General features: G+C 54.7%; 14 protein-coding genes and 2 tRNA genes. 12 read left to right on the forward strand and 4 right to left on the reverse strand.

Annotated features, from left to right (window positions below):
- The 3 genes from PHC90_10425 to nadC form a co-directional block, all read right to left on the reverse strand.
- On the reverse strand, positions 1-494 hold a 494-nt coding region (locus PHC90_10425), incomplete at its 3' end, for an FAD-dependent oxidoreductase (GenBank protein MDD3846762.1).
- Between the two features lie 2 nt (positions 495-496).
- Positions 497-1,555, reverse strand: coding sequence for a quinolinate synthase NadA (gene nadA / locus PHC90_10430; GenBank protein ID MDD3846763.1), 1,059 nt, complete (start codon positions 1,553-1,555; stop codon positions 497-499).
- Positions 1,552-2,373, reverse strand: coding sequence for a carboxylating nicotinate-nucleotide diphosphorylase (gene nadC / locus PHC90_10435; GenBank protein MDD3846764.1), 822 nt, complete (start codon positions 2,371-2,373; stop codon positions 1,552-1,554). The genes nadA and nadC overlap by 4 nt, the downstream gene beginning before the upstream one ends.
- 119 nt (positions 2,374-2,492) lie before the next feature.
- On the opposite strand from nadC, the gene PHC90_10440 reads away from it, so the two are divergent.
- Together PHC90_10440 and PHC90_10445 are read left to right on the forward strand one after the other, a co-directional pair.
- Positions 2,493-2,566: transfer RNA gene (locus PHC90_10440), tRNA-Lys, on the forward strand.
- An 11-nt stretch (positions 2,567-2,577) separates the two neighbouring features.
- A tRNA-Glu gene (locus tag PHC90_10445) sits at positions 2,578-2,652 on the forward strand.
- Positions 2,653-2,934: 282 nt separating this feature from the next.
- Here PHC90_10445 and PHC90_10450 read toward each other — a convergent pair.
- A complete protein-coding gene (locus PHC90_10450; GenBank protein ID MDD3846765.1) occupies positions 2,935-3,783 on the reverse strand; it encodes an IclR family transcriptional regulator in 849 nt (282 codons plus the stop codon).
- A 218-nt stretch (positions 3,784-4,001) separates the two neighbouring features.
- On the opposite strand from PHC90_10450, the gene PHC90_10455 reads away from it, so the two are divergent.
- The 10 genes from PHC90_10455 to PHC90_10500 all read left to right on the forward strand — a co-directional run bounded on the left by PHC90_10455 (position 4,002) and on the right by PHC90_10500 (position 13,707).
- Complete coding sequence (locus tag PHC90_10455; protein ID MDD3846766.1) at positions 4,002-4,898, forward strand: enoyl-CoA hydratase/isomerase family protein; 897 nt, start codon at positions 4,002-4,004, stop codon at positions 4,896-4,898.
- 464 nt (positions 4,899-5,362) lie between these two features.
- Positions 5,363-6,046 (forward strand): TetR/AcrR family transcriptional regulator, encoded by a 684-nt coding sequence (locus tag PHC90_10460; GenBank protein MDD3846767.1) that lies wholly within the window; start codon positions 5,363-5,365, stop codon positions 6,044-6,046.
- Between the two features lie 90 nt (positions 6,047-6,136).
- Positions 6,137-6,265: a hypothetical protein gene (locus PHC90_10465; protein ID MDD3846768.1), complete on the forward strand. Its 129-nt coding sequence runs from the start codon at positions 6,137-6,139 to the stop codon at positions 6,263-6,265.
- Positions 6,266-6,304: 39 nt separating this feature from the next.
- Positions 6,305-7,432, forward strand: a complete 1,128-nt coding sequence (locus tag PHC90_10470) for an ABC transporter substrate-binding protein (protein ID MDD3846769.1) — start codon at positions 6,305-6,307, stop codon at positions 7,430-7,432.
- Between the two features lie 128 nt (positions 7,433-7,560).
- The gene (locus PHC90_10475; GenBank protein ID MDD3846770.1) at positions 7,561-8,436 is read left to right on the forward strand and encodes a branched-chain amino acid ABC transporter permease; all 876 of its coding nucleotides are present in this window, start codon (positions 7,561-7,563) and stop codon (positions 8,434-8,436) included.
- 4 nt (positions 8,437-8,440) lie between these two features.
- Positions 8,441-9,418, forward strand: coding sequence for a branched-chain amino acid ABC transporter permease (locus PHC90_10480; protein ID MDD3846771.1), 978 nt, complete (start codon positions 8,441-8,443; stop codon positions 9,416-9,418).
- A gap of 2 nt (positions 9,419-9,420) precedes the next feature.
- Positions 9,421-10,158, forward strand: coding sequence for an ABC transporter ATP-binding protein (locus PHC90_10485; GenBank protein MDD3846772.1), 738 nt, complete (start codon positions 9,421-9,423; stop codon positions 10,156-10,158).
- Positions 10,159-10,869: an ABC transporter ATP-binding protein gene (locus PHC90_10490; GenBank protein MDD3846773.1), complete on the forward strand. Its 711-nt coding sequence runs from the start codon at positions 10,159-10,161 to the stop codon at positions 10,867-10,869.
- Between the two features lie 420 nt (positions 10,870-11,289).
- Complete coding sequence (locus PHC90_10495) at positions 11,290-12,894, forward strand: class I adenylate-forming enzyme family protein (GenBank protein ID MDD3846774.1); 1,605 nt, start codon at positions 11,290-11,292, stop codon at positions 12,892-12,894.
- 12 nt (positions 12,895-12,906) lie between these two features.
- The gene (locus PHC90_10500; GenBank protein MDD3846775.1) at positions 12,907-13,707 is read left to right on the forward strand and encodes an enoyl-CoA hydratase/isomerase family protein; all 801 of its coding nucleotides are present in this window, start codon (positions 12,907-12,909) and stop codon (positions 13,705-13,707) included.
- Positions 13,708-13,713 lie beyond the last annotated feature (6 nt).

Raw genomic sequence — 13,713 nt, forward strand, 5'->3', positions numbered from 1 at the left:
AGAAGGTCTATCGCGGGGTAGCCGGAAAAGGTGCGGATGTTGGTGTATCCGGCCGCTTTCGCGACGAGGGCCACCTCGATGGCCTTTCCCGTGGAATCCTTGGAGTGGAGTATCCTCCTGCGCGAATGGCTTGCCTCGCGGGCGAACTCGAATTCATCTTCGCCGGACCGTGAAAAGGGGACGCCCACTTTCTTGATGAGGAAGTCCTGGACCATTCCGGGCCCCTCGTGGGCGATGATCTTTACGGCATCGGGATTGGAGATGCCGTCGCCGGCCTGGATGATGTCCTCGGCGAGAAGTTCCGGTGTATCGTCCTGGCCCCGGGCCACGATGCCGCCCTGTGCGTAGAAGGTGTTCGATTCCTCGACGGAGCTTTCCTTTGTGACAATGATGACGTCGAGCCCGAGATCGGCGGCGGTTATGGCGCAGGACAGCCCCGCTATGCCGGAACCGATTATCAGGACATCACAGTAGTGGGTTTGGTCCTTTTTCATTTTCACTTTATCGCAAGCATCCTTTCCAGAGCAACCCTGGCGTATTGCGCATTTTCGGGGTTGACGGCCACTTCCGGCTGGGCTCTTCCTTCCACGAGGTTCTCGAGAACGGCGAGGAACTTCTGTGAGGTGACCCGGGCCATTTCCCGGCATCCCCATTCCTTGAGGGGCACGATGAGCTTGTCGGGGTGGTCGGCCTTAAGGCGGTTGACGAAGTTGATCTCCGTTCCGATGGCCCATTTCGTGCCGGCCGCGGCGGCCTCGACGGTGTTTTTAATGTAGCTCGTCGATCCCACATGGTCGGAAAGGCTGACAACGTCAGGGGTGCATTCGGGATGGACGATGACGCCGATGTCCCCGTAGGCCTTTTTGATCTCTTCGATATCGGAGGGTTTGAAGGCCGTGTGAACGTAGCAGAAACCCCGCCAGAGTATCGCCTTTTTGTGGGCGATGTCCGAAAGGGCGGCTGCGGTGATATCTTCTTGAGGTTCCCAGAGGAACATCTCGTCGTCGGAGATACCCATGGTGTGGGCGGTATTACGGCCCAGGTTCTCGTCGGGAAAGAAAAAGGGGACGGCACCTTGCGATATCACATGTTCCATGGCTTTTCCCGCGTTGGCGGAGGTGCAGACAAACCCCCCGTTCTTCCCGCAGAATGCCTTCAGATCGGCCCGTGAATTGACGTATACAACAGGAATGAAGCGTCTGCCCGTATCCGTGAGGAGTTTCCACGCCTTCTCGACGTCTCCTATCACCGCCATTTCCGCCAGAGGGCATTTTGCATCGAGTTCGGGATGAAACACTTTCTGATGAGGCTGACAAAGGATGCGCGCCATCTCGGCCATGAAGGAGACGGCACAGAAGACTATGTTCCTTGCTCCGATCTGTTTCGACGCGCTCTGAGCAAGCTGGAGGGAATCCCCCACGAAATCGGCGGCGCGGACGATATCGATATTCTGATAATAATGAGCGAGGATGACGAGGTCCTTGCCCAGCTTTTCCCTGGCAGCGGTGATACGCTCCCTGGTCTCTTCTCTTGAAATAGCTTCGTTTGCCGTCACCTGTCTACTCCTTCATGCAATAAGCTTATATCGAGGGCGCCGGCCGAGTGTGTGAGGGCTCCCACGGATATGAGGTCCACGCCCGCCGCCGCCACCTCCCTGACCCGTTCGACGGTCATGTTCCCCGATGCCTCGATCGGCACCCGTCCGGCAACGAGAGCCACGGCATCACGCATCGATGCCGTATCCCAGTTGTCGAGCATAATACGTTCGACCTTTGCCTCGAGGGCCTCTTTCAGTTCATCCATGGTGCGCACCTCGACCTCGATGGGGACATCCGCTGCCTTGCGGACAAGTCCAACAGCCGTGCCTATGGAACCGGCGACGGCTATGTGGTTTTCCTTGATAAGGGCCATTTCCGTGAGATTGCGGCGGTGATTGACGCCGCCGCCCATGGAAACTGCGTACTTTTCCATTGTTCGTATACCGGGTGTTGTTTTGCGGGTGTCAAGTATACGGGCCCTCGTGCCCGATGCGGCATCGACGAAGGTCCTTGTCAACGTGGCAATGCCTGAAAGCCTCTGGAGGATATTGAGTGCCACCCTTTCGGCGGTGAGGATGGCCCGCGTGCGGCCCTCGATGGTCGCTATGATATCGCCTGTGCTCAGGGTTTCGCCGTCCTTCTTATGTTCCCTGTAGGCAATGTTCTTGTCGAGGACCACGAAGACCTCTCTGGCGAAGGCCTGGCCTGCGAGCACCCCTGCCGCCTTCGCTACGATCTTTGCGCGGGAGCGATGCCCGTCGGGGACGACCGCATTGGTCGTCACGTCCTCGACGCCGATGTCTTCATTGAGGAATTCTTGCGGTCCCGCTGGCATGGTGGAGATATTATAAAGTGACCATCGGAGCGAGTCAATGGAAGACTGCGGGAAGATTGCGGAATACTCTCATTCTGCTTGACTTTGAAGGAAAATTTTCATATCTTAAAGCACATTTCGGGCCGTTAACTCAGTCTGGTAGAGTATCTGCCTTTTAAGCAGAGAGTCGAAGGTTCAAGTCCTTCACGGCCCATATGATTCCAGGTCCCCATCGTCTAGCCTGGTCCAGGACACCGGCCTTTCAAGCCGGCAACGGGGGTTCGAATCCCCCTGGGGACGCTTATCTTTCCTCGCAGCAGCTGAACGGTATCATTCCAAAAGCAGCTTCTTCTGTTCCACACCCCGAAAGACCTGATGTTCCTTTACCGGGCTACAGTTTGCTTGGCAGGATATGCAGCACCGCTCTGCCGGGTGATCCTCACGACATGATCATCCGGGACATTACGGCACGTAAGAATGGCGGCGGTGATTATGATTCATGTCTTTTCGATATGAGCTTGAAGAAGAAGAGGGCGATTGTCTGGAATGGAGAGATACCCGAGCCCATCAATGTTCCTTCTGTTATTCCGGTGAAGGAAACCAACCCTCGTGTGGGGTAGCGTAGGGATGTCCGATCCCCGTGTAACCAATCTCCCAGGAAATTCTGTCGCCTGTTTTCAGGACGTCGGCGATGAGGGTCTCCCTGTCTTTAGCGTCTGCCGATGAAGAAATGAAGCCGATGCCGACCGCCGCCACCGCGGAACCGTTGGAATCATAGACCGGGGCCGCAATCCCCGAAATGCCTTCGACGGCCTCCTCTTCTTCAACGATGTAGCCCTGTTTTCGTATCCTGGCCAGTTTTTCCCTGAACTCATGGGGATCGATAGTTGTTCTTTTCGTGTAAGCCTTCAAGGGTTTTGCTTCGAGGATCCGGTCCACCTCGTCCTCGTGCAGTGAGGCCATGAGCATCTGGCCCAGCATTCCGAAATAGGGCGGCCGTGTTCTGCCTATCTGGGAGGTAAACCTGATGGGGCTTGCGGGGTTTTCGCTCCTGTCCAGATAGATGAGTTCGTCGTTCTCAAGCATGCCCAGGAAGGCGGTCTTCCTTGTCCTTATCTGGAGTTGCTGCAGGAAGGGATATGCGCTCCTCCTCAAGGACAGTGATGAATAGACTACCCCGCCCAACTGGAAGAGCCTTATGCCAAGGGAATATTGTTTTGAGGCGTCGTCGAATTTCATGAAGCCATACTTCATAAGCGTGGAACAAAGCCTGATGGTGGTGGCCTTCGGTAATCCGACAACTTCTGTCAGCTGCGTCAGGGTGTAGGCGGTTCGCTCGCTGGTAAATGCGCACATGATCTGAAGGGCCCTCTCCAGAGACCGGTTGAAAAATCCTTTGGTGCTTTCTGTTTTTGTGGTGAAGTCATTCATACGTATGTCATCCCATGGTTGTGCAAGTCATTATATGAAACAACATTGCACCAAATATGTCAAGACGACCTACCCGCAGGTACCCGCAGGTCCATGGTCCTCCCGGCGCCATTCTGTGGACACCTCCCCAACTCTGGTCTGGTGTTCACAGAATGGCATATGCTAGTATTGGATTGTGAAAGAACTTTGCCGGCCACGTAGGCCATGACGCTATAATAATGATCGTGTGGCAGGTGCGCGTCCGCATGCTGAAGGCCCTTGGAGTCACCGAGACGGACCTCGGGGAAGGGGAAACGGGAACCGATGCAAATCCTAAAGGAGGCTCAATGTTGTACGAGACGCTTCATTTCGATCTGGACGGGCAGATCGGTACGCTGACCCTCGATGTTCCCGGCAAACTGAACGCCCATACAAGGCAGATGAGGACTGAGCTCCTCCATTTCTGGAGAGAGAGACAGAACAATGAAGACGAGTGCCGGGTGATCATAATGACGGGCAAGGGCAAGGCCTTCTGTGCGGGCGGAGACATCGAGGAGATAGACGATCCGGATACGCCCGTCTACAAGCAGACCCCGGAGCAGCGTTACGTAGATCAGGACAAGATCTCTGAGGTCGTTCTCCTCATGCGGCGGGCGCCCCAGCCCATAATCGGCGCCATTCACGGATGGGCGGCGGGAGGAGGGTTCAGTCTCGCTCTGGCCTGCGATCTGCGCGTAGCCGACCCGACGACGCGGTTCATAGCGTCCTACATCAACATCGGACTGACGGGGACGGACATGGGCGGCAGCTTCCATTTCCCCCGGCAGGTGCCGCTGGCAATAGCCAACGAATATCTTCTCACGGGGGAGACGATGGATGCCGAGACCGCCTGCAGGTGGGGTCTCGTCAACTACCTGGTGCCTGAGGACCAGCTCATGGCAAAAGCACGCGAACTGGCGCAAAAGATGATCGCAAAATCCGTGCTGGGTCTGAGGATGACGAAGGAGGTCATCGGTCAGAACATTGGGCCGGCCAGCCTTGAGACCGCCATCTGCCTCGAAAACCGCAACCAGGTCCTGTGTCTTGGATCGCAGCCGATTGTCAATCCCTTCAAAAGCAAGGGGAAGGAGAAATAAGCTGAGGTATACGTGCCCTTTTCCGGGCACGCGCGGTCTTGTAAACCCGGACGGAAGCCTTGCCCGGCGGCCGGGCAAGCCGTCGCAGTCGCTCTCAGACGGGACGCTTCCCGCCTCATATGTTTCGGTATCTCCGTATTCCGTACTCCTTACATAACAAGAAAAGGATAGTGATCGCAGCCCACAGGAACATGAAAGTTCGATGAGTACCTCCTCAGCGTATTGTTCCATGGAACAGCGGTGCGCTCCGTGAAACCAATGGAGCATTTTGACTAAAAATGAATGTCATTCAGTTTATTACTGAATACAATTCAGTCTTGTGAATTAAAATCAGGATAAGATGCCTCATCAAGAGATATTAAAGATATTGAATACTTGAGCAAGACGCAGGCTGCGATATCTTTGTACGGAATTATTTGCTTGACATGGTTCATAGAATGAATTAAATAATATTCACTGACTTTATGAAACCTACTCATCATAGAAAAAAGGATGTCACAAGAGAACAGATAGTCAGGGCCGCCATCCAGGTTTTCGGCGGGAAGAGCTACCTCGAGGCGAACATCTCCGAGATCGCCCAGAAGGCTGAAGTTGCTGAAGGGACGATCTATCAGCATTTCAAGAACAAGGAAGACCTCCTTTTCTTCATACCCATGGAGAGAACGAACGCTTTTTGCGAGGGGTTGGATCTGCATTTGCAGGGGATCCAGGACGCGCGGAACAAGCTGGCGAAGTTCGCGTGGTACTACCTTTATTTCTTCAAGACAAATCCCGAGTATGCGCGTATAGCCATGCTGGAATTGCGGGTGAACAAGAATTTCCAGAAAACAAATGGATATCGCCTGTTCAGAGGATGGTCGAAGATGCTTCTCGATATCATCCAGGAGGGCCAGCAGGAAGGCTCCGTCAGGGGCGATATGGATCCCCACATCATCCAGGAACTGCTTCTGGGTACTTTGGAGCATTACGTGACGCGCTGGCTTCTCAAGGATGAGAGCTGGGACCTGCTGGAGTTCCGTGAGCACGCGGTGGATCTCGTTATGAACGGGATCAAGGCAAAAGACGTGGAGGAGGAAAAAGTTGCGGCCAGCAGTAAGACAGAGACGGGGGTGCCCCTGTCCCTGAAAAGCAAGATTTCAAAGGCTTGACGGATGGTATCCAGATGTCATGGAATGCACACGGAAATGTGCCCCTCCGGTACGTTGGTTCCAACGGGGCGATGGCAATGGAGGAAGGATGTGCGCAGAGATTTTGGAATCAACACGCATGAGCTGCCGGAAGGGGTGGAAAGGCCCGGCGAGTGCAAAGGGAGCGCGTACCGCTTCGATGTCTCGGCCATATCCGGCAAAGTGGCCGTCGAACCGTGAATTCTGCGGATTGTTGTTAAATTCTTTAGGAGGTAGTTTATGAAACGTTTGCTCGCCGTCGCTTTAATCGTCGTTTCGGCCGTCCTTTTCAGTTTTCAGGCGCAGGCTGCCAATGAGATCGTGGTCGGATGTATCTCCGACCTGACAGGCACGTATGCCGCGCTGTCAAGACAGCAAAGGGATGCAGTGAACATGGCTGTTGATGAGATCAACAAATCAGGGGGACTGCTTGGCAAAAAGCTGAGGGTTGTGCTTGAGGACTCGGCAACAAGTGTCTCGCTGGCGACTCAGAAACTGGAACGTCTCATTCTCGATGAGAAAGTGGACTTCGTCATTCCACCCACCACCTCGTCCGCGGTCCTTGCCATGATGCCCATCGCGCTCAAGCACAACAAGTTGATGATGGTCACGCTGGCCCAGTCCATGAAGATCACCGGTGAGAACAAGAACAAGGTCACCTTCCGCTGCTTCGGTAACGGTGAGATCACGGCAAAACCGCAGGTGAAGTGGATGATGAAGAACCTTGGCAAGAAATACTATATCATTGGAGCGGACTACGCCTGGCCAAGGTCGACAGCGGAAGTTTACACCAAGTTCCTGAAACAAGCCGGGGCGGAAATAATCGGCGAAACCTGGTTCCCTCTGGGAACGAAAGACTTTGCACCTTATTTCGGCAAGATCAAGGCCGCGAAACCGGAAGTGCTGCTCATGATATGTGCAGGCAACGATGCCGTGTCCCTGGCCTCCCAGGTCAAGCAGTATGGTCTTGCGAAACAGATGAAACTGGCCGCCGACGGTTCCTTCGTGTCCGCCGACATCATCAAGGCACATGGCAGGAATGCAGACGGCATCATCATAGCCGATTTCTACGTCGATACGCTTGACACGCCGGAAAACAAGGTTTTCGTCAAGAATTTCTACAGCCGTTACAAAGAGCTGCCGAGCAAGATGGCACTCAGTTCATATGAGGGTGTCATGTGGGTCGCGCAGGCCATTAAACAGGTCGGTTCCACGGATACGGACAAGCTGGTCAAGGCTCTTGAAGGCTCCACATACAAGGGCCCCCAGGGGAGCAAAAAGATGGGTCCTGACCACCAGGCCGCTCTCGAAGTCTACATGATCAAGATAGAGAATGGAAAGTACAAGATCATGGAAAGGGCGAACTAGAACAGCAAAGCTGGAAAGAGGAGAGGCGGCCTGTTCGGCGCCGCCTCTCCCTTCCATGATTTACTCTCGATAGAAAGGAACATGCAGTTGGTGTTCATAAACGAAGTGCCCGCGCAGGGAGGTAGCTTTTGACTGATTACCTGGTATACGTAATTTTGCCGCAGGTTCTCCATGGTCTCGTATGGGGCACGGTAATTGCCTTTATAGCATTGGGACTCACTATCATATTCGGCCTCATGGATATCGTAAACTTTGCCCATGGCGAGTACTACATGGTAGGGGCCTTCATGGGATACACGGTGATGAGCGTCATTCCCAATTTCTGGATAGCCGTGCCGGTTGCGGTTGTTTCCGTCGCTCTTCTGGGACTGTTTACGGAATTTGTGCTCTTTCGCAGATTGTACGGACGGGAGCCGATATTCCATCTCCTGTTGACATTCGGACTGGGCATGATGTTCCGGGAAGCGGCACAGCTCATCTGGGGTGCTGATACGAGGAGGATAGAGGCTCCCGTGACGGCGACCGTCGAGTTTATCGGTATGGTCTATCCTGTCTACAGGCTGCTCATATTGGGCATCGGTATATGCGTCATCCTGCTGATATGGTACGTGCTGAGATATACGGATGTGGGCGCGAAGATCAGGGCGGTGGCCCAGGACAGGACGATGGCCTGGGCGCTGGGCATCAGGGTCCCGGTCATCTACACCTCGGTCTTCATGGGCGGTGTCGCCCTTGCCGGGTTTGCGGGGGTGCTGATGAGCCCCATCAGTTTCGTTTATCCGACGATGGGTGTCGATGTCATTCTGCGTGCCTTCATCGTGGTGGTCATCGGAGGGCTGGGAAATATTATGGGGGCGCTTCTGGCGTCTCTCATGATAGGGGAGGTCGAGGCCCTCGCGTCCATATGGATCTCGCCGACCATAGCGGAGACGCTTGTGTTCGTAATCCTTATCATAACCATGATATTCAGGCCTGCCGGGCTGTTTGGAAAGGCGGAGAGGTAGCGCCATGGGAAATCTCAATTCTGGATCCAATATCAAGAGGGTAGTTCTGTTTCACGTGATAGTCCTTGCGGCGCTTGCGGTCTTGCCGTTGTTCCTGAGTACCTATCATCAGAAGCTCGCGGTCGAGGCGATCATCCTTGCCGTGTTTGCCATGAGCCTTGACCTGGTCATGGGCTATGCCGGCATAGCGACCTTCGGTCATGCGGCGTTCTTCGGGATCGGCGGCTACGCCATGGGTGTTATGCTCAAGTTCCTCTTTCCATCTCTCTGGCTGGGGCTTATCCTGGCGGGATTCTGCACCGCCGTTCTGGCGTTCTTCATCGGTTTCGTGTCGATCCGGGCCAAGGGCATCTATTTTGCCATCCTGACCCTTGCCTTTGCGGAGGTTGTCTACAGGGTCATTTTTCACTCCTACAACACGCCGCTGGGCGGCTCGGACGGGCTTGTAGGTGTTCCCACACCAATGCTGGGTCTCGGGTTTTTTGAGATCGATCTGAGGAAGACGATCAACTTCTACTGGGTGGCGACGGCATTTGCGTACCTGTCCTACCTGGTATGTAAGCTGGTCGTCGGCTCCCCGTTCGGCAGCATCCTGTCGGGAATAAGGGAAAATGAGAACCGTGTGTCCTTTATCGGTTTCAATGTGAAATGGAGCAAGGTCATGGCCTTCGTTATGGCGGGCGTTTTCGCCGGGTTCAGCGGGGCCATGTTCACGGCCTTCAAAACCTATGCGGACACGGAACAGCTCAGTTTCGTGCTCTCCGGCAAGGTCATCGTCATGGGTCTTATAGGCGGCATAGGTACGCTGATCGGCCCCATGGTAGGTGCGGTGGTGATCACGATTTTCGAATCCATCATCTCCACGTATTTTCATGCCCATAACCTTATAATAGGGGCGCTCTTCGTTGTGGTCGTCATATTCATGCCGAAAGGGCTTCTCGGGTTGTTCGGGAGAAAAGAGAGAAATAATAATGGGAGTTGACAATGTTCTTTGAGGTCAAGGAGCTGTGCAGATCCTTCGGGGCGCTTCAGGCGGTTCAGAATGTCTCATTCACGTTGGATGAGGGTACCACCCTTTCCATCATAGGACCTAACGGGGCGGGCAAGACAACCCTTTTCAACGTGATCACGGGCGTGTTCCCCCCCGACAGTGGTGAAGTGCTGTTCAAGGGCGCGCGGGTGACGGGAATGCCTCCGGACAAGCTGTGCCACAAGGGCATTGCGAGATCGTTCCAGATAACGAATATTTTCCAGGGACTTTCCGTTTTCGAGAACATTCGTCTTGCCTGCCAGGGGAGAAAGGCGACGAAACGCATGTTTTCGCCCGTTTCAAAGCTGAAGGGACCCATCGAAGAGGCTGAGAAGATCCTCGATCTTCTGGGGCTTCTGGACCTCCGTGACAGCAGGGCCGGTACACTTTCCCACGGTGACCAGAGATACCTGGAGATCGGCATGACCCTCGCGTCGAGGCCGTCGCTGGTCCTTTTCGACGAGCCCACCGCCGGGATGACACCCATGGAGACGAAGGCCACGATCGACCTCATCAATAAACTCAAGGGGATGGTGACGATAATTCTTATCGAGCATGACATCAACATGGTCTTTGCCGTTTCCGACAGAATCATCGTAATGGACCAGGGAGGCGTCCTTGCCGAGGGTCTTCCCGAGGAGGTCAAGGCGAATGAAGCTGTTAAGACCGCTTATTTCGGGGAGGAAATCTAAATGCTCGAGGTCAGGGATCTCAATACATTCTACGGGAAAAGCCATATACTCCAGGGTATCACCCTTGAAGTTCAAGAGGGTGAGATAGTATGCCTTCTTGGACGAAACGGTGTCGGCAAGAGCACCACGCTCAAGTCGATCATGGGGCTCGTCAACCCTTCCAGAGGCACCATCCGCTTCGAAGGCAAGGAAATACAGAGGAAGAGGCCCGATGCCATCGCGCGCATGGGGATAAGCTATATTCCCGAGGACAGAAGGATCTTCTCGCGCCTGTCGGTAAAGGAGAACCTCATGATAGGCACCAGCAGCTCTCCCGACATGACGAAAGCCCGGAAGGATGAGATGCTGGAGAAGGCGTACATGTATTTCCCCATCCTGAAGGAAAAGGAATCTCAGGGAGGAGGATTTTTGTCCGGCGGCCAGCAGCAAATGCTGGCAATCGCCAGAGGGTTAATGTGCGACCCGAAGCTTGTCCTTCTCGATGAGCCTTTCGAGGGGCTGGCGCCGGTGGTCATATGGGAGCTGATAGACATAATCAAGAAGCTCTGCGAAAGCGAAAGGATGACCCTTCTGCTGGTGGAGCAGAAGGCGGCCCTGGCGCTGAAGATGTCAGACAGGGGATATGTTCTGGAAAAAGGGCTGGTGAAGTGTGAAGGCACTTGCACGTTCCTGTCCGAGAGTGAGGAGGTTCGAGAGAGATGCGGTTTGTAAAATGTTATCCCGTCGTCCCTCGACGTAGAGTTCTTTGGATACTATCGGAGTGGTGTTGATAGAGGGCGGAAATGCGGGAGCTATGGAAGATGTCTTACGATTGGATCGTTACACGGGCGACATCGTCTGCGTTAACCCATTCCGGCGCGTGGTTGTCAGATCGGCCGATCGTGACCGGTCTTCGTCGCCTGCTGATGGCTGGTGATTCAGCCCTTCATTGTCTTACCATCTTGTTTTTGTTCCCTGTCCCGTTCATCTGTGCTGTAAGGTTGCCCAGGGGAGATCTGCATGGGCCGCGGCCCTGCTTTTTGGTTCCCCCGGCGGGAGCGGGTGTTCTGAAAGAGAAAACAACATGTCTATCGGACGGATTGGATGCACTGATGGGATCTGAGATCATACCAAAAAAGGAGCGGTAGAACCATGAAAGAACAACCGGCGAAGATTTCCGACTACAGCGAATACGAAGGACAAACTTTCGGTCAGATACTTGACGGGCTTGCACGCGATGTCCCGGACAAGGAAATGATCTTGTTCAACGGCGAAAGGATAACATACGGGCAGTTCTACCAGAGGGTAATGCAGGTCGCAATGGCCCTTAAGAGGGTCGGTATAAGGAAGGGCGACCGCGTTGCGGCCCTCTTTCCCAATTGTCCCGATTTTTTCGTGGTCCAGCAGGCCACGCTCTATATTGGGGCCGTTTTTGTTCTCTTGTCGACGCGTTATCGGGAATACGAGCTGAGCTACATGCTCAAACATTCCGGGGCGCGCTGCCTCTTCACCATCGACGAGTATTTGAAAACGAGCTTCACTGATATCGTTGACAAGCTTCGCCCCGAACTGCCGAACCTGGAGTTCACCTTTGTCATGGGCCCCAAGGTCCCATCGTGGGGCCGGCCGTACCAGGAAGCCCTGGACCTCGGCAAGAACCTCGATGAGAAGCTGCTCAGGGAAGACCTGCCGAAATACGACGATACGGCTTCCATCCTCTATAGCTCGGGGAGCACCGGCCTGCCCAAGGGTATCGTTATGACCCACCGGGCCTTTGTCTTCGGAGCCCTGCAGGTGACGCGCAGGCTCAGGATCACCTCCGATGACGTGTCCCTGATGGTCGTGCCCTGCTCGCACACGCTCTGCGCCTTCATCCAGTTTCCGAACTCTCTCATGGCGCGGTGCCGGATCGTCATGATGGAGACCTTCGAAGCGGGCCAGGCGCTGGAAATGTACAACAAGGAAAAGATCTCTCTGATCTACGGCGTTCCCACGATGTTCGTCCTGATGCTGGAGCATCCGAACTTCGCAAAGACCGATTTTTCATGCAGCCGGGCGGGCTACACGGGCGGGGCCATCATTCCTGAAGAGCTGATGTCGAACGTGAGAAACAAGATGAACTGTAAGCTGGTTTCCGTCTATGGCCTGAGCGAGTGCGGGGCCTGCTCGATGAACGACGTGGAAGATGATGAATCTCTCAAGATCGGTACGGTAGGCCGGCCGCTGGACGGGGTCGATATCATAGTCGCCGACGATAGGCACGAGAGATTGCCCGTGGACGAGGTAGGCGAGGTCTGCCTGAAAGGCCCGATCCTCTTTTCGGGATACTACGAGCAGCCGCAGCTGACCAGGGCGGCCTACGACCAAAACGGCTATTTCTGTACGGGAGACCTGGGCAAATATCTGGAGAACGGTATGCTCGCCATAGTGGGACGCAAGAAAGAGATGATCATCAGGGGAGGCTTCAACGTGTACCCCGCCGAGCTTGAAGAACAGATAGGTCTCATTGACGGCGTGCAGTCTGTTGCCATAGTCGGCCTGCCGGACAAGGTGATGGGCGAGAAGATAGTCGCCTGTATAATCCCCGCTCCCGGAAGCAGCATAACGGACAAGGACATAATCGCGTACTGCAAGAAACGCCTTGCAAACTACAAGGTACCGAACGTGGTGATCATAATGAATGAGTTCCCCGTTACGGCCCTGGGAAAGGTCCAGAAATTCAAACTGATAGAGGCTCTCGAAGCAAAAGGGATATAGACAGGACTCCACATGAAAACAACGTATAAAGACCTGAAGTTTGAGTTGAAAGACGGGCTGGGCATCCTGACACTGAATATCCCGGAGAAGCTCAACGCCTGCGGGAAGCGCACGAGATCGGAGCTCCATTCATTCTGGAGCGCCATGCAGGCCGAGGACAGGTGCAGGGTGATAATAATGACCGGCGCGGGCACCTCTTTTTGCGCGGGGCAGGACGTCGAAGAAATGGACGATCCGGTACACCCCTTCTATAAATGGAGTGTCGACGAGATATACGCGTTTCAGCATGAGATGTCCGATGTCATTCTCCTGATGAGAAGGGCGCCCCAGCCCATCATTGCCGCCGTGCGGGGTTATGCCGCCGGCGGAGGGTTCAGCATGGCCGTGGCGGCGGACCTCAGGGTCGCCGACCCCACGGCGAAGTTCGTGGCATCCTATATCAATATAGGGCTGTCCGGGGCGGACATGGGCAGCAGCTATCATTTTCCCAGACAGGTCACCCTTGCCCTGGCGCTGGAATATCTCTACACGGGAGACGCCATCGACGCGAAGACGGCACGGGAAATAGGTCTTGTCAATCACGTGGTTCCGGCCGGAAAACTGATGACCAGGGCGAAAGAGATCGCCGGCAAGATGCTCGCCAAATCACCGCTTGGCCTGAAACTCACCAAGGAGGTGGCGAACCAGAACATCGGGTCTGCGAGCCTGGAATCGGCGCTCTACATGGAGGACAGGAACCAGGTCCTCTGTCTTGCGGCAGGACCCATACGAAATCCTTTAAAAGGGAAGAAGAAGACGAAGGGATCGCGATGAAGACGA

Source organism: Syntrophorhabdaceae bacterium (assembly GCA_028698615.1).
GTDB lineage: Bacteria > Desulfobacterota > Syntrophorhabdia > Syntrophorhabdales > Syntrophorhabdaceae > Delta-02.

Bases quoted from the DNA above. Each gene is read 5' to 3' on its own strand.
- nadC (MDD3846764.1), bottom strand. From the start codon at position 2,373: ATGCCAGCGGGACCGCAAGAATTCCTCAATGAAGACATCGGCGTCGAG.
- PHC90_10450 (MDD3846765.1), bottom strand. From the start codon at position 3,783: ATGAATGACTTCACCACAAAAACAGAAAGCACCAAAGGATTTTTCAAC.
- PHC90_10455 (MDD3846766.1), top strand. From the start codon at position 4,002: ATGATCGTGTGGCAGGTGCGCGTCCGCATGCTGAAGGCCCTTGGAGTC.
- PHC90_10460 (MDD3846767.1), top strand. From the start codon at position 5,363: ATGAAACCTACTCATCATAGAAAAAAGGATGTCACAAGAGAACAGATA.
- PHC90_10470 (MDD3846769.1), top strand. From the start codon at position 6,305: ATGAAACGTTTGCTCGCCGTCGCTTTAATCGTCGTTTCGGCCGTCCTT.
- PHC90_10480 (MDD3846771.1), top strand. From the start codon at position 8,441: ATGGGAAATCTCAATTCTGGATCCAATATCAAGAGGGTAGTTCTGTTT.
- PHC90_10485 (MDD3846772.1), top strand. From the start codon at position 9,421: ATGTTCTTTGAGGTCAAGGAGCTGTGCAGATCCTTCGGGGCGCTTCAG.
- PHC90_10490 (MDD3846773.1), top strand. From the start codon at position 10,159: ATGCTCGAGGTCAGGGATCTCAATACATTCTACGGGAAAAGCCATATA.
- PHC90_10495 (MDD3846774.1), top strand. From the start codon at position 11,290: ATGAAAGAACAACCGGCGAAGATTTCCGACTACAGCGAATACGAAGGA.
- PHC90_10500 (MDD3846775.1), top strand. From the start codon at position 12,907: ATGAAAACAACGTATAAAGACCTGAAGTTTGAGTTGAAAGACGGGCTG.